The sequence below is a fragment of the Acidicapsa borealis genome (assembly GCF_059115245.1).
This window is the reverse complement of record NZ_JCACNY010000001.1, coordinates 2,399,706-2,419,870: the sequence shown is the minus strand read 5'-3', so window position 1 is coordinate 2,419,870 and position 20,165 is coordinate 2,399,706. Positions and strand designations below refer to the sequence as shown.

The 20,165-nt window shown below is 58.6% G+C and carries 20 protein-coding genes; 7 read left to right on the top strand and 13 right to left on the bottom strand.

The annotated features are described in order from the left end of the window. Positions 1–25 precede the first annotated feature (25 nt). The 5 genes from AC5S27_RS10035 to glgA form a co-directional block, all read right to left on the bottom strand. Complete coding sequence (locus AC5S27_RS10035; protein WP_493934432.1) at positions 26–484, bottom strand: hypothetical protein; 459 nt, start codon at positions 482–484, stop codon at positions 26–28. A gap of 66 nt (positions 485–550) precedes the next feature. Next, the gene (locus AC5S27_RS10030; protein WP_493934431.1) at positions 551–976 is read right to left on the bottom strand and encodes a type II toxin-antitoxin system VapC family toxin; all 426 of its coding nucleotides are present in this window, start codon (positions 974–976) and stop codon (positions 551–553) included. Beyond that, positions 973–1,656, bottom strand: a complete 684-nt coding sequence (locus AC5S27_RS10025; protein ID WP_493934430.1) for a hypothetical protein — start codon at positions 1,654–1,656, stop codon at positions 973–975. Before AC5S27_RS10025 ends, AC5S27_RS10030 begins: the two co-directional genes overlap by 4 nt. A gap of 55 nt (positions 1,657–1,711) precedes the next feature. Beyond that, positions 1,712–2,077, bottom strand: a complete 366-nt coding sequence (locus AC5S27_RS10020; protein ID WP_493934429.1) for a VOC family protein — start codon at positions 2,075–2,077, stop codon at positions 1,712–1,714. Next, positions 2,074–3,540, bottom strand: a complete 1,467-nt coding sequence (gene glgA / locus AC5S27_RS10015; RefSeq protein WP_493934428.1) for a glycogen synthase GlgA — start codon at positions 3,538–3,540, stop codon at positions 2,074–2,076. The genes AC5S27_RS10020 and glgA overlap by 4 nt, the downstream gene beginning before the upstream one ends. 109 nt (positions 3,541–3,649) lie before the next feature. Between glgA and rsmA the strand changes: the two genes are divergently transcribed. Then, positions 3,650–4,465, top strand: coding sequence for a 16S rRNA (adenine(1518)-N(6)/adenine(1519)-N(6))-dimethyltransferase RsmA (gene rsmA / locus AC5S27_RS10010; protein ID WP_493934427.1), 816 nt, complete (start codon positions 3,650–3,652; stop codon positions 4,463–4,465). A gap of 60 nt (positions 4,466–4,525) precedes the next feature. Here the strand turns inward: rsmA and AC5S27_RS10005 are convergent, their stop codons facing one another. The 3 genes from AC5S27_RS10005 to ruvC all read right to left on the bottom strand — a co-directional run bounded on the left by AC5S27_RS10005 (position 4,526) and on the right by ruvC (position 7,465). Further along, a complete protein-coding gene (locus AC5S27_RS10005) occupies positions 4,526–6,124 on the bottom strand; it encodes a DUF6600 domain-containing protein (RefSeq protein WP_493934426.1) in 1,599 nt (532 codons plus the stop codon). Between the two features lie 175 nt (positions 6,125–6,299). After that, complete coding sequence (locus tag AC5S27_RS10000; protein ID WP_493934425.1) at positions 6,300–6,959, bottom strand: hypothetical protein; 660 nt, start codon at positions 6,957–6,959, stop codon at positions 6,300–6,302. Beyond that, entirely contained in the window at positions 6,956–7,465 is a 510-nt protein-coding gene (gene ruvC, locus AC5S27_RS09995) for a crossover junction endodeoxyribonuclease RuvC (RefSeq protein WP_493934424.1), read from the bottom strand. Before ruvC ends, AC5S27_RS10000 begins: the two co-directional genes overlap by 4 nt. A 97-nt stretch (positions 7,466–7,562) precedes the next feature. Between ruvC and AC5S27_RS09990 the strand changes: the two genes are divergently transcribed. From AC5S27_RS09990 to AC5S27_RS09980, 3 genes are all read left to right on the top strand, one after another. After that, positions 7,563–7,811, top strand: coding sequence for a UPF0175 family protein (locus AC5S27_RS09990; protein WP_493934423.1), 249 nt, complete (start codon positions 7,563–7,565; stop codon positions 7,809–7,811). Next, positions 7,808–8,281: a PIN domain-containing protein gene (locus tag AC5S27_RS09985; RefSeq protein ID WP_493934422.1), complete on the top strand. Its 474-nt coding sequence runs from the start codon at positions 7,808–7,810 to the stop codon at positions 8,279–8,281. The genes AC5S27_RS09990 and AC5S27_RS09985 overlap by 4 nt, the downstream gene beginning before the upstream one ends. A 150-nt stretch (positions 8,282–8,431) precedes the next feature. Further along, positions 8,432–9,553, top strand: coding sequence for a Gfo/Idh/MocA family protein (locus AC5S27_RS09980; RefSeq protein ID WP_493934421.1), 1,122 nt, complete (start codon positions 8,432–8,434; stop codon positions 9,551–9,553). 46 nt (positions 9,554–9,599) lie between these two features. On the opposite strand, the gene AC5S27_RS09975 is transcribed toward AC5S27_RS09980, so the two are convergent. From AC5S27_RS09975 to fliB, 4 genes are all read right to left on the bottom strand, one after another. Then, entirely contained in the window at positions 9,600–11,390 is a 1,791-nt protein-coding gene (locus tag AC5S27_RS09975; RefSeq protein WP_493934420.1) for a capsule assembly Wzi family protein, read from the bottom strand. Positions 11,391–11,486: 96 nt separating this feature from the next. After that, positions 11,487–12,476 carry an alpha-ketoacid dehydrogenase subunit beta gene (locus AC5S27_RS09970; protein WP_493934419.1) on the bottom strand — a complete coding sequence of 330 codons (990 nt, stop codon included), beginning with the start codon at positions 12,474–12,476 and terminating at the stop codon, positions 11,487–11,489. Positions 12,477–12,605: 129 nt separating this feature from the next. Next, positions 12,606–13,685 carry a thiamine pyrophosphate-dependent dehydrogenase E1 component subunit alpha gene (locus AC5S27_RS09965; RefSeq protein ID WP_493934418.1) on the bottom strand — a complete coding sequence of 360 codons (1,080 nt, stop codon included), beginning with the start codon at positions 13,683–13,685 and terminating at the stop codon, positions 12,606–12,608. Positions 13,686–14,024: 339 nt separating this feature from the next. Then, a complete protein-coding gene (fliB, locus tag AC5S27_RS09960; RefSeq protein ID WP_493934417.1) occupies positions 14,025–15,284 on the bottom strand; it encodes a flagellin lysine-N-methylase in 1,260 nt (419 codons plus the stop codon). Positions 15,285–15,578: 294 nt separating this feature from the next. On the opposite strand from fliB, the gene AC5S27_RS09955 reads away from it, so the two are divergent. Further along, positions 15,579–16,265, top strand: coding sequence for a VanZ family protein (locus tag AC5S27_RS09955; protein WP_493934416.1), 687 nt, complete (start codon positions 15,579–15,581; stop codon positions 16,263–16,265). A 142-nt stretch (positions 16,266–16,407) separates the two neighbouring features. Here AC5S27_RS09955 and argJ read toward each other — a convergent pair whose 3' ends face one another. Continuing rightward, positions 16,408–17,628, bottom strand: coding sequence for a bifunctional glutamate N-acetyltransferase/amino-acid acetyltransferase ArgJ (gene argJ / locus AC5S27_RS09950; protein WP_493934415.1), 1,221 nt, complete (start codon positions 17,626–17,628; stop codon positions 16,408–16,410). A gap of 96 nt (positions 17,629–17,724) precedes the next feature. On the opposite strand from argJ, the gene AC5S27_RS09945 reads away from it, so the two are divergent. Together AC5S27_RS09945 and AC5S27_RS09940 are read left to right on the top strand one after the other, a co-directional pair. Next, entirely contained in the window at positions 17,725–18,567 is an 843-nt protein-coding gene (locus AC5S27_RS09945; protein WP_493934414.1) for an ABC transporter ATP-binding protein, read from the top strand. Between the two features lie 119 nt (positions 18,568–18,686). Then, on the top strand, positions 18,687–20,132 hold the full coding sequence (locus AC5S27_RS09940) for an outer membrane beta-barrel protein (RefSeq protein ID WP_493934413.1): 1,446 nt from the start codon (positions 18,687–18,689) through the stop codon (positions 20,130–20,132). The last annotated feature ends 33 nt before the right edge of the window (positions 20,133–20,165 follow it).

The window sequence follows — 20,165 nt, the reverse complement described above, 5'->3', positions numbered from 1 at the left end:
AAGTGACGATATAGAGTGGGAAAGATTAAGGAGCAGGACTGCCCAGATGCTCGACTACCGAAATGGCAGGAACATGAACTTGGATCGGCCGGACAGACGCCATTCCCAGATCGGCATTCGGTAACGGTTCAAATCGAACCGCGGCTAGCCATGTCTGATCGAATTGGTTGAAAAGGCCACGAACCGTGCCGGCGTTCGCCGCGCGATATTTCCGCGAAACCAACCGGTAGTTAGCCAGGAAGTCAAACCCACCGCTACGGGCTTCAGAGATCGTATCCGACTGAGCGTTGCCCGAAGTCTCGGCTGGCCCCGTCTCAGGCGTTCCAAGATTCTGGCTACCGCGATGCGCCTCCCGCAATACCTGCTGCAGGATCATTCTGTCGCTGGTGTCAACGCCGACAGGAACAGAAGCAGAAGCCCGAGCCACATCCGCCAGCAGAACCAGCAGAAAGACGAGATACGTAGCTCGGTCAATTCTCTTCATATCTAATTATTAGCAGGAATAGCCACGAAAGTCTTGCCCAAGCCACACTCGACAGCCAGTCTGTTCCTAAAGAGGCGCACGGTCCATCGAAACGATGAATTTTATCCCTGGGACGATCTTCTGGTTCAATCGATCATCATTCGTAATAAACAAATCGCAGCCTTCAACCGCTGCGGTCGCGAGATGCACAGCATCGGGAGGTTTGATCTGCCGGTCCTGCCGAATCAGAGCGAATCGTTCCGATGCCTGCTCGTTGAAGCCGAGCAATTTGACTCCCGGTCCGCGCACAAATCGCCGATATCTGTCCGCCAGGACATGGTCGCCTACCCTCAGAGGCTTGACCAGCATTTCACCCAATACCAGTGTTGAGACGATCAGGAAATCCTTCCGCAGGGAGAGCGCAGAAACAATCTGCATCGCTCTCGCTCCCCTGTGACCAGTGTCTTCGAAGAAATAAATCAGAATATTGGTGTCGAGAAAGACTTTCGTCACTCCCACCCCTCCCGCAACTGACGAACTTGCTCATCCGGATCGGTCCCGTCAGCCAGGTGAACCCCGGCCAGGCGCAAGCTGAGTAAATCTTCCAGCCATGTTGCTGGTTCAGACGGTATTTCGCCCGTTCGAGCATAGCCGGAAGCCAGGAGCGAGTCCGATCGAAATTGCCGCACCCGCTCAGTCGCATCCTCGGCCCAAAAATCCGGTGCATTCAAACGTTGCTCAAATCGTTCTCTTGCCCACTCAAGTACCGGAAGGTATGGCACCGGAACTTCATCCGCTTCAGGGAAGATCCTCCCCGTCCGTCCTTCATACGCAATATCGCCAGGGAGGACCAGGCGCCGCGTGTGCTTACCTGTTGCAAATAACATGCGGTGTTTCGCAGGATTTGGAATCTTGTTGGCAACACAGTGCTGCGAAACGTGCACGTGAATTCCAGGGCGTAGCCTTCCGTATAAGTTCTCCGCCTCAACCCGATTCATGATCTCCTGAATCGTAAACTCCGATCTTTGGGGATTCTCGCGATGCAGAAGAGCAGTAACCAGAAAAACTTCAACCGCACACGAAATGTCGACTGACTGTTCAATTGGCAATAAAGACGTTGCCATTCCATATCCCCCTGCATGACGAACAGCAAATCTTTGCGCAAGGTGTGCTTTAAGCGCCTCGCGAATCATAGTATACAAAATCCTAAATTTTCACAATGTATAAATGACGAAATTTATCGTCAGATTACGCCCGCCCGGATATCTGGAGCGAGTTCCCGTCCGGATCTTTGAAGTTGCACATTTGGAACGCCCCGGCGTCGAGCAGCTTGCCCATTTTGACGCCGCGCTCGATCAGCAGCTGCCGCGCCGCCGTCACATCTGCCGCGTAAAAGGCAAGCTTCGGCGGCTTCGACCCCACCTCGGACTTCCCCTTGTGCAGCGCGATCCGGCACGCACCAGCGTCGAAATCGACCCAGCCCTGTTCCCTGCCTAACTCCGGCAGACCCAAAACCTCCCCGTAAAACCGCAGCATCCCTTCAAGATCATCCGTAAACAGGATGACTCGCCGCAGCTCCAGTCCCAATGCCAAAGGTTTGCCCAAAGCCATCATCCTCGTCTCCGCAGCACTTCTTCGTAGACCCCAACATAGTCGCGTGCCGGGTGCTGCCAGGAGTAGTCCTTACCCATCCCGTTCCGCATCAGGGTCTGCCAGCCGTCCTTGTCGTTGGCGAAGACCCAAAGTGCCCGATCAATCGCCCACAGAAAAGCCCCCGAGTGATACCCAGAAAACTTGAACCCAGTCCCGGTCCGATTGTCGGCATTCCACTCTTCAATCGTGTCCTCAAGCCCACCCGTCGCCCGAACAACCGGAATCGTCCCGTATTTGAGCGAATAAATCTGATTCAAACCGCATGGCTCGTAGCGCGAAGGCATCAGGAAGATATCCGCGCCAGCCTCGATCTTGTGCGCAAGTGCATCGTCATAGCGAATCTGCACGGAAACCTTGTCTGGACGGCGGGCCGCCCAGCTGCGGAAGAAGTCCTCGTAGAGACGCTCGCCCGTTCCAAGCGCGATCACGATGACATTGCGCTCGATCAGTTGGTCGGCAATCCGGGCCAGAATATCGAAGCCCTTCTGCGTGGCAAACCGCGACACAATCCCCAGCACCGGCGTCTCATCCGGAACGTTGTCGAAGCCGAAGGCATGCAGCAGATCCTTGCGGCACTCCGCCTTCCCTTCCAGATTGTCCGCCGAATAATGCGCCGCCAGCTTTCCATCATGCGCCGGATCCCAGGCGGTATAGTCCACGCCGTTGAGAATGCCACGCAGATCCCAGTGCCTCTTGCGCAAAATGTCGTCCAGTCCCGCGCCAAATTCAGCGGTCTGAATCTCCTCAGCGTAGGTAGGACTCACCGTCGTCAGGTAGTCCGAGTAGTTCAGCCCACCCTTGAGCCAATTGAAAGTGTCATTCTGCTCCACCTTCTCGAACGTGAAGATATCCCAGGGCAACAGCAGTTGCGGCACAGTCTTCGGCGGAAACCACCCCTGGTACCCGGCATTGTGAATCGTGAGCACCGTCCCCACCGCACGCAGCACCGGATCGAAGTAGTAGACCGTCCGCAGGTAGATCGGAATCATCGCCGCCTGCCAGTCGTGCACGTGGAAAACCTCCGGCACACCCAGCTGCTTGGTTGCCTCAATCACCGCGCGACAGTAGAGCCCGAAGCGCTCTGCGTTGTCCGGCCAGTCGCCGGCACCGTTCTTCGGCCCATAGAAGCCGTCGCGGTCAAAAAGCTCCGGGCAATCCACAAAGTAATACTGCACACCCTCCCGCAGACCGCCATCCACAATGCCGGCAAAGCGGTTGTAAAACTCGAACGGGATCGTAAGAGAGCGGATCGCGAAAGTAAGCTCAGCAGGCAAGAACGGGCGGACAGACTGATACAGCGGAAGGTAAACCGTGACCTGATGTCCCAGCTTGACCAACTCCGGCGGCAGTGCTCCCACAACGTCGGCCAGGCCGCCCGTCTTGGCAAAGGGCACACACTCCGAAGCAGCAAATACAATATGCATAAGGCGATTCTCCCTGGCCGCCCATCCCACCGAATCGGCGACCCAACCCGCCAAGTCTACTACGCCCGGCAACCCGGCTTCTCCCACGCAAAGGACATCAGGAACATCCATGGCCGCTAAACCAAAGCTGGGACAAAATTTCCTTCGTGACTCTGCCGCCATCCAGCGCATCGCTCATGCACTCGGCGACATCACCGAGAGTACAGTAGTCGAAATCGGCCCCGGCAAAGGTGCCATTACCGACCACCTCGCGCCCAAAGCAAAAGCCCTCGTAGCCATCGAAGTAGACCGCGAACTGGCCTGGAACATCCAGGAACGCTTTCTCCCGGAAAAAGGCTTCCCCTCAGTCACGGTGACCCGGCAGGATGTCTTACAGTTCGACTTCACCGCGCTGGCTCAGGATGCGGGGAAAAAACTGATTGTTGTCGGGAACCTGCCCTACTACATCACGTCCCCCATCCTGCTCCACCTCGCCGCACATTCGGCCGCTCTCGACCGCGCTGTCTTGATGGTCCAGCGCGAAGTCGCCGACCGCGTAACCGCCGCGCCCGGTTCGCGTGAATATGGCCTGCTCACCGTGACTCTCCAACTCTACGGCCGCACCGAATCCCTATTCACCCTACCGCCAGAAGCCTTCAATCCCCCGCCTGAAGTCCATTCAACAGTCTTCCGCTGGACCTTCGCGCCCCGCTTCCCCGAACTGGGCCTTGATCAGGCCGCAGATGAGAAGCCCTTCATTACCCTCCTCAAGCAATGCTTTGCCCAGAAGCGGAAGACGCTCTCCAACAACCTGCGCGCGGCAGGCGTTCCCTCCACTGAAATTGCTGCGGCACTCGAAGCAGCGGCGATTCCCCCGCAGGCTCGCGCCGAGACGCTGTCCCTCGCGCAGTTCGCAGCCCTCTGGCGCGCCCTCCCGAGGAAGTAAAACGAGCGCCGGATCCCATGGAAAAGGACCGGCGCTCCGTTCTACACCTTAGACTTGAAGCTACTTGTGCGGCGAACCGGATGGATGGCTTCCTCCACCGCCGCCACCCGACGGATGGGGTGCTCCACCTCCACCACCACCCGATGACGGACGGGGAGCAGGTGCGGGCGCCGGCCTCGAAGGCTGCGGCCGATACGAAGGCTGGTTCGTCGGACGGCCACCCTGCTGCGGGTAGCCGGGCTGCATGTTCCCTGGCCGCGCCCCTCCAGTCGATCCTGACGATCCGGAAACCACTCCGGGTCGCGAACCGGGATAAACCGGCTGATATCCGCTGCGTGCGCCTCCGGGGGTAGCAAAGCCGTTCCGGTCATACGGTGTGCGCACAGGAGCCACAGGACGGAGCGGTTCGACCACATGCCCGCCAATCACCACCGGCTGTGAACCATGGCTGCCCGAGGCAACATTCCCAACCCCAGGCTGACGGCGATCGACTGCCACCACGCCTACGCCACCGTGGAGTCCAGTCCGAGGTCCCGGACCGGGCCGTGGGTGAATTGGACCCGGCGTAGGACGACGCGGCGGAAGATAACCGTGAGGATGGTTGCCGATGTTATACCAGCCGCCGCCACCGCCGTAGAAGCCATAACCGTAACCCCAGGAATTGCATCCACCACCCGGCGCCCATCCCCAGCCGAAGCCGTCATAGAAGTTCCAAAGGCCGCAGCGGTACGGGGCATAACCCCAGCCGTAGCCGGAAACCCAAAGATATCCGTAGCGAGGATAGTTGACCCAGTGGCCGTATCCGTAGGGATCCCACGAAGCGCCTGCCGCCTGCGCATCATAGGGAGACCACACATAACCCTGTCCGGGCACATCGTACCAACTGCCGTTGGCGTCGAGGTCGCTCATGCCCTGGTTGTTTACAAAATTGCCCGAAGCCTGTGTCTTCTCCGCCGACTCGGCGTTCAGAAGCTCATCCCGGTCCGAGTTCCAGCTGTCCCAGGAGTTCGGTTCGATCGATTCCGCAATATCGTAGCCATTGCCGTCAGCGGCATTGAGATTCAGGCTCTCACCGCCATGGAGATCGAGTTGCAATGCGTTGCCGCGCTCCAAATGGATGTTGCCGGAAAAGACAGCCAGTTCGCCGGGCATCTGGTCGGCAAGCACGCGGGCCACGGTAAAGCTGCTCGCCGCAAAAGAGGTGCGGCCATAGTTCACGCGGAGGCTATGATCGGCGTTGCTTGGCTGCAGCTCAAAATAAGCCAGGCCAGCGTTCACCACGATTTCTGTCTTGGTGCTGGTCCCCTGCGCCTGCATCACAGAAAAGGTCAGGGTGGTGTTTGGAGAAAGGCGGGCAATGCTGCCATCCTCCAGCTGGATCTCAGCCTGTCCATCGTTTGCTGTGATGATCTGCGACCCCTCAAAGAGCGGCTGATTCACCAGCGCAGGATCGGCCACCACTTCGCCGTCCAGAACAACGCGGACTCCGCCTTCGACGCTGCTCAGGCGAACCGAACGGCCACCAGGAGCTGCCGCTGCAGCATCGGGGGGAGCATTGTCGTCAGCACGCGGCGACGCAATTGCAGGCAACAAACCGAGAGCAAGAACGCCGGACGCAGCCAGCGTTGCAAAGAGGCGACCAAAGCCAGGAAATTTCATGGAGAGACTCTCCTCCGTTCAAAGCAAAAACCCGATCGCAACTTAAGACTCGTAACCCGTGCCGACAGCCGCGTATCGATTCTCTGCCCAACACCATAGAGACACAACCCCGAATCAAAAGTCGCAACGCGGAATCGAATCTCACCAAAATCGTTTCCGTGGCGCGCAATTGCCCTCAAGGAGTGTCAGCTAATAATAGACGCGCGCGCTTACGGACCCGCTCCAGAACCTGATCGTCCTCTGCAAGGCGGGCCAGAGTCTCGCGAATTGTACCCAGTTCGATAGCTGTTCCCTGGTGAGCTTCATTGGCCAGATTGCTAATCTCCAGGTCCAGACCCAGGCGGTCGTGCTGCAACATCTTTTCCAGCCGCGCGCCGTAAATCAGCGTGGTTTCAACGGCGATCATCGAATCCCCCAGAGCCTGGATGTCCTTGTCCTTGGAATAATTGTATTCACAGGCACCGCTGCCCTCAGGCCCCGTATAGCTGAACCGCTTGATTCCCTGCTGAGCCACTTTCATGTGGCTCTCGCAGGGAAAAGCAAACAGTTTTCGCGCGCGAGCCACCGCGAACACACGGCTCGTGAACGCAGGGCTGAGCTGTATCGGTCTGTTGATCGCCCCGACAAGAATGCCGTGGTTGTCTCCAGGCGTCGGCTCACCGGCATCGGCTTCGAACCGCCCGCTACCCTCGGCATTCAAACTCAGGTGCCAATGCGGAGGAATCAATTTAGCGTTCGTGAATTCGACATCGACCGTCGCGGGCTGCTGAGCCTGCGCGGTCCCCACTCCACCAAGTATCAGTACCAAAACCCTGAGTCTCGAAGCCGGTTTCATCGCCGAACTCCCTGGAGGGCCAGAGTCTGGGCCGTGTGGAGATGACAGATAGCGACGGCAAGCGCGTCAGCGGCATCGGGCGGCTCCGGCGGCTCGGGAAGTTCCAGCAGCCGCGCCACCATAAACTGCACCTGCTCCTTTCCGGCCAAACCGTACCCCACCACCGAAGACTTGATCTTAAGCGGCGCGTACTCTGCCAGCGGCTTGTCCATCATAGCCGCGGCAAGCAGCGCCACGCCCCGTACCTGTCCCAGCTTGAGCGCCGATTTCGCATTCACCGAGTAAAACACCTCTTCAATGGCCACAACATCCGGCTGCCACAACTCTATCGCCGCCAGCAGTTCGTCGTAGACCAGCTTCAGCCTCTGGGCCATGGACTTCTGCTTCGGCTGCCGGATCGCTCCGAAAGCACAGCAGACCAGCCGGGGATTGCGGCTCGCCTCGTCGGACTCGACCACCCCGTACCCAGTAATTTCCGTCCCGCAGTCGATCCCAAACACGCGCATCAACCTGAGTGTACCCCAGCCCGTTCCGCGTCAGAATCTGTCTGCGCCAGCATTGTCCGCTTGCCCTCCGCTACCTTCGATCTGATACCTTCGATGCATGCAGATTACCGTCCAACTGCCCGACGACCTTGCCCATCATCCCGATCCCGCTCGGGAAGCTCTGGAAGCGCTCGCCATTGAGGGGTACCGGTCGGGGGCACTTTCTGCATACCAGACACGCACCCTCTTAAGCTTGGACACCCGCGAAGAATTGGACGGATTCCTGAAGGCTCACGGGGTCTGGGAACACTCCTACAGCGTCGAAGATCTCGAAAAGGATGCTGAAGGATTCGAACGAGTTGCATGATCGTTGTCGCAGACACCACTCCAGTCAACTACCTTATACTCATCGATTTGATTGACCTCCTGCCGGCACTGTTCGAAAAGGCGGTACTCCCCCAAGCCGTCATACAGGAACTGCAGCATCCGAAAACCTCAGACAAAGTTCGAAACTGGGTGGCCAATCTTCCCGGATGGATTGACGTATGTTCCGTGACGTCCGTGGCTCTTCAGGAACTCATGTCGCTCGATCCGGGCGAACGAGAAGCAATTCAACTCGCTCTCGAAATGGGGATTGGCACCGTCCTGATGGACGAAGCAGCAGGACGTCGCCAAGCGGAAAAACTTAACCTCGAAGAGCGAGGAACGCTCGGAATTCTTGAACGTGCGTCGAGACTCGGCTTGATTGATTTTCGCCATGCACTGAACGACCTACAACAGACGAAATTTCGTGCCTCGGCAGCCGTATACGCAGCATTCCTGGCCAGAAACACCTAGAAACTTCGTTGCAACAGGACTGAAGCCTCCGGCTGAAACAATTGCCCCTGGCGCGTGCCTGGAATCCCGCTTTCCCTAGTCGACCGTGGGCACCTATACTCGCTAGGCATTCGTAGCGGACCAACCTCGACTCATCCTGGAGTGAAAACGATGCATCTGACCCGCCGGGACTTTACCAACCTCACCGCCATGGGCCTCGCCGCCGAGTTGATACAGCCAGCATACGCGCAGCCCTCCGGCAAGAAGGTCGGCTACGCCATCATCGGACTGGGTCGCATCGCCGATCTCCACATGCAGGGCATCCACGCTTCTCCTAACTCGAAGATCACCGCCCTCGTCAGCGGCCATCGCGAAAAGGCGGAGAAATACGCAGCGCAATACGGCATCCCCGCCACGTCCATCTACTCCTACGAAACCATGGACAAGCTTCGCGACAACTCTGCCGTCGATGCAACCTATGTATGCCTGCCCAACTCCATGCACGCCGAGTACACCATCCGTTCAGCGAAAGCCGGCAAGCACGTATTCTGCGAAAAACCCATGTCCACCTCCGTCGTCGATGCAGAGGCCATGATCGCCGCATGCAAGTCAGCAAACGTCAAGCTGATGATGGGCTACCGCTGTCACTACGAGACCACAAATCTCGCCGCGATCAAGCTAATTCGAGACGGAGCGCTCGGCAAGGTTCGTTCCATTCAAAGCGCCTTCGGATTCAATGCCGGCGCCAACGAGTGGCGGCTCAGCATGCCCCTCGCAGGTGGTGGACCGCTGATGGATGTAGGCATCTACTGCCTCAACGCAACCCGCTACCTCACCGGCGAAGAGCCCGCCGCCTTCTCTGCCTACTCCACCAATGATCCTCAGGATCCGCGCTTCAATCACCCCAACTCGGTTGAGGAAGACCTCGTCTGGACAACGAAATTCCCCTCCGGCATCGTCGCCAGTTGCAGCACCAGCTACGGAGCGCAAATGCAGGGCTACTACCGCGTCTACGGCTCCAAAGGATGGCTGCAAGTCACCGAAGCCTTCAGCTACGAAGGCCTCCACCTGACCGGACAATACTGGCGCGACACAGGGAAGGAAGCCGATCGCTTTGTACAACTCGATCAGCCCAATCTCGAAAAGATTCCGCAACAATTCGTCAACGAAGCAGACCACTTTTCGCACTGCATCCTCACCGGCCAAACGCCCCAATCCCCCGGAGAAGAGGGTCTGCGCGACATGCAGTACATCCAGCAGATTTACAAGTCGGCAGGAATAACAATGGCCTGACAGCGCTACCTGCACGCCATCAGGCCATCGTCACTTACTGGCAAAGTTAGAAACTGACTTTGCGGGTCGGATACCAGGTGAGTTTCACTGTCGTTGAAGTTACCGACTGCTTATTGGTGAGATAAATCGGGATCAGATACTGCTCGTAAGTAAAGTTGCCCTTCACCTCAAAATCAGGTCCAATCCGCTTCACCACCTGCGCGCTGATGTCGTTCAGCGTGGTGCCGCCGGGGATGAAATCCTTGGCCGCCTTTTGCCCGCGATAGCTCACCTGGATCAGTTCGTTGCCGCTGAGGTGATAGGTCAGCCATGCCTGCCCGCCCTTGGCCTCGCGTCCCATCCAATCACCAAAGATCTGGCCCTTGTTGGTATAACCCTGCGGCTGCTGCGCCTCGTAATAGGTGAAATTGCCTCTAACACTGCGGGAAGTCGACTGATCATCCATGGCCGCTTCAACGCGAAGATCGAGCTTCGGTATCGCCGGCACATGCGAAAGATATAGCCCAGTTCGGAACGCCGCCCGGCGAGGAGCCGAGATCGGCGAGACGTCGTCATGGGCATCGGAATCCACAAAGAACGTCAGCCAGTCCCGCACAAACGGAAGCCTGTAATTCACGTCAAACGCTCCGAACCGCGCCCCTGGATCATTGCGCGAAAGCTTCTCTGCGGCCGTCACATTCTGGAAGCTGAAAAAGCTCTTCAGGAACGAATGAATGGTGATCGGCACATGGCCTTTGCCGCCCCAGATGTCGGTGCGCTCAAAGCCGATCTCGAGATTCGGCGTAGGTTTCAGGCTGATCTTCTCCGCATGCACCCACGGTTCGTTAAAGAACGTGTGTCCCTTCAGCGAACCCACCATGAACTGGTACCGGAAAGGCCCAGTCACCCGCGACAACAGCGGCACACGAAGCGGCTCCACGCGATCGATGCGGAACGAATAAATATTCTCGGCATTGTTCGAATATGCGTAAGCTCCGCCCTTCGCGGGACCCCACCACGCATCGCTCTTACCAAACGAGAACTGATGATTGAACACCTGGGCCGCGACATAGCCTTCCACCACGCGGCCATTGGTCATCGAACCAATCGGCCCAAGCGGAATCGTATCCTGTCGAGGATTGGTCGCCACCGGTATCCCATCGTTCGTTGAAAGCAGATCGAACAATCCCTGCGAATATCCGGTTGCCGACGGAGCATACTGAAACTCAGTCCGCGCATACAGCGAAAATATCCCAGCCGTCGCATAACCACTCACGCCGGAGTAACTGTTGAAGCCATTCTCTATCGGCCGGCCATAGTCGTTCGTCACCGTCTCGCCCAGATGCCAGCTGTCATGAAGCGGCGTGCCCGTGATTCCCCGAGCAACCGTGTAAGCCGACTCAAAACGAACCTGCCCACGATGCGCACGGCACGGCCCCTCCGCATCAATGTTCAACTCATGCCACAGCTTGTCGTAGAGTTCCTGCGCTTGGTCCGTCGCAGCAATATCCGGAGCGTCCTCAAGCAATGCCGCCGTATCCTCCAGCATGTGGATCACGGCCGACCGAGTCCACGGCCGCTGTCCCAGAAATGCCGTATCCAGATAGCCTAGAGAGTAGAGCCGCGTAAGCGAGTCATACATCCAGCTATCCACTGGGATATAAGGCGAACCCAACTGCGCCGTCTCGCAAGGCGCTGCCACCCGGAAATCGCGCGGCATGCCGCCCGTGGCAGCAACAGGTGCTACCGGTTCCGCTGGAGCTTCAGCATTGCCCGGCACTCCACTCAGCAACAGGATCATTGCAGAGGAAAACAAAGCACTGATGAGAACACCAGTGCGGGTCCGACGGCGAAGCATACTCATACCCTCAACTCTACTGAAGCGCCCTAAGCAGGGTCAACGAAACAACGCCCTCCCCGAAGGAAGGGCGTACTCTTCGATACACAAATGCCGCTAGTAGTTGAGAAGTTTCGTTGCCGCTTCCACGATCTTGTCCACCGAGGGAAGATAGAACTTCTCCAGCGGGGCCGAGAACGGAATCGCTGGAACATCCGGAGCAGTCAGGCGAACAATCGGTGCGTCCAGGCAGTCAAACGCCTGCTCCGCTGCAATCGCCGCGATCTCAGCGCCGATGCCAAGCGTCCGGTGATCCTCATGCACGATCAGCAAACGGCCCGTCTTGGCCAGCGACTCAAGGAACGTATCTTTGTCCAGCGGGTTCAGGATACGCAGATCCACAACTTCGACTTCCGCGCCCGTCTCCGCATGAATCTTCTCCGCCGCCTGCAACGAAAGCTGCAACGTCCAGCCGTAAGTCACCAGCGTGAGGTCAGTCCCAGGACGCCGAACGGCTGCCTTGAAAAGGTCCGTGACGAAATCATCGCCATCGGGAAGGTCTTCCTTGATCGAGCGATACAGCTTCTTGTGCTCGAAGTAGATGACCGGATCGTCCTGGCGAATCGCCGCCTTCAGCATGCCTTTGGCATCAGCAACGGTCCCCGGAGCAACGACAATCAGGCCAGGCTCATGCGCAAACCAGGTCGTGTTGGTCTGCGAGTGATACAGGCCACCACCCACGCCGCCACCGTAGCAAACGCGCAGCGTCAACGGGCACGTCTGCGAACCACCCGAGCGATAGCGCAGCTTCGCAGCCTGCTGCGTAAGCGCATCCATCGCCGGCGTGATGAAGTCGGAGAACTGAATCTCTGGCACCGGCCGCAGACCAGCAAGAGCCGCGCCAATCGCAGCAGAAACAATCACGCCCTCAGCAAGAGGCGAGTCGATCACGCGGTCCGCACCAAACTCTTCGTAAAGCCCCTTGGTCGCCTTGAATACGCCGCCTTCAACGCCCACATCCTCGCCAATAATGAAGACCTTCTCGTCGCGAAGCATCTCTTCGCGCAGCGCTTCGGTAATCGCGCTGATATATGTCACTAATGCCATAACTCGACCAATCCTGACTTGGCTGCAATTCCGCCGTTGCTCTTGCTTTTCTTGTTGTCATTCCCGAAGGGAATCTGCTTCTGATCTTGCTATTGCTGCCCTACCCACGGGAAGCCTGCGTTGCAGAAGTTAGTAAGTCGGCGAGTAAGTCTTCGGGTTCAACGCCCGATCACGAATATCAAACGAATAAACGTGATCCAGTGCCTCAACACCCTCAGGCAAAGCCGACTTATCCGCAATCTCAATCGCAGCATCCAGCTCCTTGTTGAAGCTGTCCACGATCTCCTGCTTCCACTCCGCCGTAAACAGACCCTTGCCCGTCAGATACCGTTCCATCCCGGCAATCGGATCCTTCGCCTTCCAACGCTCCACTTCCTCAGGATCGCGATACTTGGCCGGATCGATCTCCGAGTGCCCATACCAGCGATACGTCTTGCATTCGATCAGCGTCGGTCCCTGCCCACGGCGAGCGCGCGCAATCGCTTCCTGCGCCACGCGATACACAGCAACCACGTCATTACCGTCCACCGTAATGCCAGGGAAGCCATATGCCGCTGCCTTCACGCTGATGTCTGGAACCTTCGTCTGGAACTGCAGATTGACCGACTCCGCCCACAGATTGTTCTGGCAAACGAAAACGATCGGCAGATCATGCACCCCGGCAAAGTTCAACGCCTCATGCCAGAAGCCAAGCGAAGTCGATCCATCGCCCGAATAAGCAACAGCGATGTTATCGTTTTTTTTCATCTTATTGGCCAGCGCAACACCCGTAGCAATATTCAACTGCGCGGCAATCGTCGAAGCCGGAGTAATCACATTCAGAGGCTGATACCCAAAGTGAGCCGGCGAAGAACGGCCCTTGTCCGGCGAGTTAGCACGCGCATATAAGTGGCAGAACATCTTATCGAGCGGCGCGCCCTTGATAAATCCCGAGATAAAGTCACGATGCGAAGGCCCGATCGTATCTTCGTCGCGCAGGTCAATGGCCGTGCCCACGGAGGCCGCTTCCTGACCTACCGCCGCATAGTAGTTGCCGGTGAATTTGCTCTGCTTGAACAGCACACGGCACCGCTCTTCGAGCGTGCGGCACTTCAGCATGGTTGCGTAAAGCTGGCGCAGCTTGTCATTGCTGATCAGCGGAGAACCATTCGTTGATCCGTTCGCCGATGCCACAGGAGCCGAAACCGGCTCTTTCACCTTGGTCGCCATAATCCGTATACCCTCAATCGATCAGATTGTAGAAGCGTCGGAGCCTAAATCTGTGTCTTGAACAACACACCCGGAGACCCGAACCGGACACCCGCTCAACCAGCACCCGGCGCGAGAATTCGGCAAGAACTCCCACTCTCAATGTGCATGACGGACGGCACAATCGGCAACTCACATTCCGGTACAAGTTCCGCAATGCGGTAAATCATGTTTTGGAGGATAGACACCCACGACACTACCGTTCGCATTCTGAGCGAAGCGAACACTCCGGTTTTGCCGTTGCTTTTCTTGTTGTCATTCCCGAAGGGAATCTGCTGTTAAGCTGTCGGCGGTAAACTCTCAATTCCGCAACAGCATGGTGAGCCCACGCACATCATCCAGTCCATTCCTGACCAGGAGCGCATGCGCCTCCTCAAGAAACTGCGGATGATGCTCAAAGTGCTTGGAAGCCGCCTGCACTGTCATCACAACATGTTCCGCTCCAAAAGCCGCGCCATGGTATCCCGCTACACCGATCAGCAACCCCTTGTGGAGCGCGAACTGCGTCGCCAGCAGCGAGAACTCGCGCGCCATCTCCGGCGCGGCCTGCATGTGGCCAGATCTGTGGCCAAAGGGAAAGAGCGAGCGGAAAACCGCATTGATCAAGAGGTTCTCAAGCATCGTGCCATGTTTCGCAAAAAACGGCGCGTAATAGACGTCATGCGCTTCGGCGTACCGGCCGCTCAACTCTGCCAGGGTGGTATTCGGGGTCGCTTCGAGACCGCACCCGATTCCCTGCGCAAACCACCGCGCCGTCTGCTGGAACCGCTCACCCACATGCGAGCGCGGCAGTTGCAGACTCGCCAGCCGCAGCACCATCTCCAGCTGCAGCGGCACGTTCGCCGGAATGGCATCCATTGCCGGCCGGAGCTCGCCGGACCCAACCGCAGCACGGAAATCCCCCAATATCGCGACGAACCCCACACGCGCGCCCTCTCGCGCGAAAGCATCCATCCGCCGCGTGAACAGACCAAGCAAAAAGAGCCGCTGCCAGAGCGCATAGGCGCGGTTCGTCAGCAATTCCAGCACAAAGATGCGAATGGCCCAGAAATGCGCCAGCAAAGGCGCGTCCGTCCGCACAACATCGCCCTCTTCCGCCGCTGTTTCCGCGAAATCCCCCGCCAGCTGCGGCGCCAGGAGAACCAGCCGCGCAGCCTCAGGACAGGACAAGGAAAGAGATCGCTCTTCCACCCCATCGATCACATGCCGAATGCGCGGATACGTCGCGCAGGTCGCGGACAGATACGTCTCCCCATGTTCCACCTGGATCTGGCACAGCTTCTCCCGATTCAGGAACGGGCAGCGTTTCTCCGGCGGCATCAGAACACGCGCAAACCACCCCGGTGTCTGCGCCTCAGGCTCAAGCCGAACCACGCTGGTGTCCACCAGCGTGCGCAGCGGCCCCGGCGCCATCGCCTGATACCGATCCCACGACGCCTCATCGAAATAGACCGACCAGCCAATACAACAGGAGTCTTCACAAGCGGGACCAATACAGCGAAAATTCTCCGCATACCGCGGCCGGACTGCGATTATCGTGCCAGCTTCCGAGGTCGCCACTCCCCGGACGTTGCAATCCCAAAGCCCAAGGTGCCTCCGTGAGATGTGAAAGTTCTAGGCGAGGAATATCGCTTCACCCTTGCCAGTCGGGTAGCTTTGTCAGAAACATCCAACAGTATGTAAATTTACGCAGATTATTGGATCGTTCAAATGATTTAAGTCATTGAATTAGAAATACTTAGGATTTGGCGTAAAGAATGCCAGCGATGTAGCCGAAGTAACACATAACGGATGGAACCGGTCTATTACCTTCTTAACCCACCGGGACCAGCTGCCAAGGAGAAACTCATACCAATGTCCTCGACTCCTTTCTTCCTGTCCAACGCATATCAGCCGGCGCAATCGCGCCGGTCAATTTTCCTCCAGGCTTGGGTTCCTGCCCTGCTCTTCGCCTGCGTCTTTGCCGTCGAATCCACTGCCAGTTTCGGCACCGACCACACCAATGGCCCCCTCCGTCACGCATGGGAATGGGTCACCGGTGCATCCGCGGGGCCGGGCTGGACCTTCACCCACCACATCCTGCGCAAAGTAGGCCACTTCAACGGCTACGGCCTGCTCTCGGTCATCTGCTTCCGCGGCTTCTGGATGACACTGCAGAACTCCACCATCCGCATGCGCAATCCGCTTAGATCTCGCTTCCTCGCCCACGCCATGGCTCTCGGCGCCACGCTCTTCGTCGCCAGCGCTGACGAGATCCACCAGACTTTCCTGCCCAACCGCACCGGCACCTTCGCAGACGTCGTCCTCGACACCTCCGGTGGCCTCGCCTACCAGACCTTACTCTTTCTCATCCTCATGAGCTTCATGCTCTGGCACGGATCGAGCAATGCAGAGTCGCGTCAAGTCCACCTGACGATGCAAGGAACCAGCGAAGAGACACCCATCAAGATTCGCTGCCGCATCCGCAACCGCCTGGCAATCGAGCGCAGCGCCGTCGGTTCCTTCGTGACCGCGAAACGCAACGAGACGAAAGCAGCCTGAACCGGTCTTGCAGCCCACACCCTCACCCTGGACGATGAGCCCAGCGACGTCACCCGCTCACAGCAAAAGGCCCCACACCATCGGGGCCTGTCGCTCTCTTACTGTCAAAAACCCCTATCATCTGTTCCCTATTCCCTATCTTTTAAGTCGAGTAGTCTGCATTGATGCTGACGTAAGCGGTCGTCAGATCCGTAGTCCAGAAGACGCACTTGCCCGCTCCCTGGTGTAGTTCGATCGAAATCGAGAACTCCGGCTGCCGCAGATACGCATGCGCGGCAGCCACATCCATCTCCACCGCCCGGCCACCATCGCGGCAAATCCGCAACTCCCCAAACCAGATATCGATCCGCTCCGGATCAATCTGCGCCCCGGAATTCCCAATCGCAGCCATCAGCCGCCCCCAGTTCGGATCCGACCCTGCCCACGCCGTCTTCACCAGCGGGGAGTGCGCAATCGCCTTCGCCACCACCACCGCCTCAGCGTCCGAAACCGCCCCATTCACCCGCAGCTCGACCACATGCGTAACACCCTCGCCATCGGCCACAATCTGCTTTGCGAGCGAAGTCGTGACCTGCGTCAACGCCGCCTCAAATTCCGCATCCCCGGCAGCAACATGCGCCCCCGAAGCCCCACTCGCCAGCAGCAGCACCGTATCGTTCGTCGAAGTATCCCCATCCACAGAAATCCGGTTAAAGCTCACCTCAACCGCCCGTTCCAGCATCCCCTGCAGCACCTCGGGCGCCACAGCAGCATCCGTCAAAACATAAACCAGCATCGTAGCGTGAGGCACTGCAGGTACGAGTCTTGGATGAATCATCCCCGACCCCTTGCCCACCGCCGCAATTCGCACTTCCTTGCCGTCAATCGTCACCCGCGCAAACGCCGTCTTCTCCACCAAATCCGTCGTAAGAATCGCCCGCGCCACCTGCTGAAAGTGATCCGACTCAGCCCCCAGATCCGCCTTCAACGCCGGCATCGCCGCCACCAGCTTCTCCACCGGCAACGGCACCCCGATAATCCCGGTCGAAGAAGGAAAAACCTCCTCCGCCGCACAACCAAAAACCTCAGCCGCAGCCGCACAAGTCGCATAAGCAGCATCCAGCCCAGCCTGCCCAGCCGCGCAATTGGCATTCCCAGCGTTCACCGCAACCACGCGCACCTTACCGCCAGTAGCCGCCAGATTCGCCTTATCCACCGCCAGCGGCGCCGCAGAAACCCGGTTCGCCGTAAACACCGCCGCGGCACTCGCCGCCTCATCGGCCACGATCACCGCAAAATCCGTCCGCCCGCTAGCCTTCAAGCCAGCCTTCCCGGCAGCAAACCGAAACCCCGCCGGAATCAAAAATCCAGAAACATCACTCATCGAAACCAATCCTTCCATCTCTCAACCGAAGCCTGGCCTTTCACACTCACACTTCACACTCACACTCGGTGGGCGCACTCGCTTACTCTAAACGAGATGACCTCGCCCGCCGAAGCACCCACCAGTCCGCCATTCTTAAAGATGTCCAACGTCCACGTCGCCCTGGGCGACAAGATCGTCCTCCACGACATCAACCTCACCATCCAGACCGGCGAACACGTCGCCATCCTCGGCGCCAACGGCTGCGGCAAATCCACCCTCATCCGCACCATGACCTGCGAACTCTACCCCATCGTGCAAGAAGGCATGGAAGTCCGCATCTTCGGCCGCCCCCGCTGGGACCTCACCCAGCTCCGCAAGCACTTCGGCGTCGTCTCCGACAACCTCCCCGGCCTCCAGTCCCTCGCCAACCGCACGCCCGACTCAGCAGGCAGCACCACCGGCCGGACGACAGGATTTGACTCCGTCCTAGCCGGCTTCTTCAGCGCCAGCACCCTCTGGCCCAACCTCGTCATCACCGAAGAAATGCGCGAACGCGCCGCCGAAGCCCTCGCCCGCATCAACGCCACCTACCTCGCCCACCAGCCCATCGGCGAAATGTCCGCCGGAGAAAAGCGCCGCATCCTCATCGCCCGCGCCCTCGTCCACCGCCCCCAGCAGCTCCTCCTCGACGAGCCCTCCAACGCCCTCGACCTCGCCGCCCAGCGCAACCTCCGCGAATCCATGCGCCAGCTCATCCATCAAGGAACCGGCCTCATCCTCGTCACCCATCACCTCAACGACATCCCACCCGAAATCGAACGCGTCATCCTCATGCAAAAAGGCCGCATCGTCCAGGACGGCCCAAGAAAAGACCTCCTCACCGCCCCAGTCCTCTCCGAACTCCTCGGCACAGAAGTCCGCATCGGCGAAGAAGAAGGCTGGCTGCACAGCTGGTAACACAGCTTGTAGCGCTCTGTGGCCCCGCCCCTCAAGAGCCACAGAGCGAAACCAAACACATCCTTTCATCCGCGGCGACTATACTCACGCGAGGCTACTCGTACAGTCGCCGCCAACTTATGCGCGCATGCATCGCCATCCTCCTCACTCTGATCCTGACCTGCACCGCAGCCCAAAGCCAGCAGCCACCCCAGAATCCACCAACCCCCGAAGCCCCCCAACCCGCCGAAACCCCCGCCAACTTCTTCCAGCGATTAGCCACCGCCTACCATCAGGATTGGAATCCCGCCTGGCACCCCGCACCCCCAGCCCCCGAACCACCAGCCCGGCGCGGCCCACCCTCCCCGCTCGATTCCCCGCCCTTCCCCAACTCTGACTGGTCCTATGGCGGCTCACCAGTCATCGGCGAACCCGACACCGCCACCTACCCCCTAATGACCGCCCTAAGCAAAACAGGCGAAGTAAAAAGCCGTATCAAAGTCTTCGGCTGGCTCGAACCATCCCTCAACTTCAGCACCTCCAGCACCACCAACGCCCCCGAAGCCAACGACGTCTACTCCAACCGCTTCCAGCTCTCCCAGGCCGTCCTCTACCTCGAACGCCTCCCCAACTCCGTCCTAACCGACCACGCCGACTGGGGCTTTCACCTCACCGCCCTCTATGGCGCCGACTACCGCTTCACCACCGCCAAAGGCTACTTCAGCCACCAATGGCTCGTCCTCCATCGCCAATACGGCTTCGACCCCGCGATGGAATACTTCGACCTCTACCTGCCCCACCTCGGCCGCTGGAAAACCCAGGGCACCAACATCCGCATCGGCCGCTTCATCTCCGTCCCCGGCGTAGAAGCCCAGCTCGCCCCCAGCAACTACATCTTCAGCCACTCCCTGCTCTACTCCATTGACCCCTTCACCGACACCGGCATCCTCGCCACCACAAAGGTGAACGACAATTGGCTAGTCCAGCTCGGCCTCACCGGAGGCCACGACGTAGCCCTCTGGACCCGCGACGCCAAGCCCTCCCTCACCGCCTGCGTCAGCTACACCACCCATTCGGTGAACGACAACTACTACCTCTGCGCCAACGGCATCAACGACGCCAAATACGCCTTCAACAACCTCCAGCAATACGACGCCACCTGGTACCACAAATTCTCAAAATCGCTCCATGCCTCCAGCGAAACCTGGTACATGTACGAACGCGGCGTGCCCTCTCTCTTCGGCACCATCACACCAGAAACCGGCAGCACCCCAGCCTGGTGCCTCCCCGGCGAACAGCGCTGCACCGCCGCCGAATACGCCGCGATGAGCTCCATCCAGAAAGAGCTCTCCCCACACAACTTCGTAGCCTTCCGCGCCGACTTCCTCAACGACAAAAAAGGCCAGCGCACCGGCTACGCCACCCGCTACTCAGAAAACTCCATCATGTGGGGACACTGGATCGGCTCCACCATCCAACTCCGCCCAGAACTAAGATTCGAAAGAGCCTGGGACCGAAAAGCCTACAACAACGGCCAACACCAAAACCAACTAACAATAGCGTCGGATCTCATCTATCACTTTTAGAAAGACTTAAGACAGTTCGGTTAAGTGAGATAC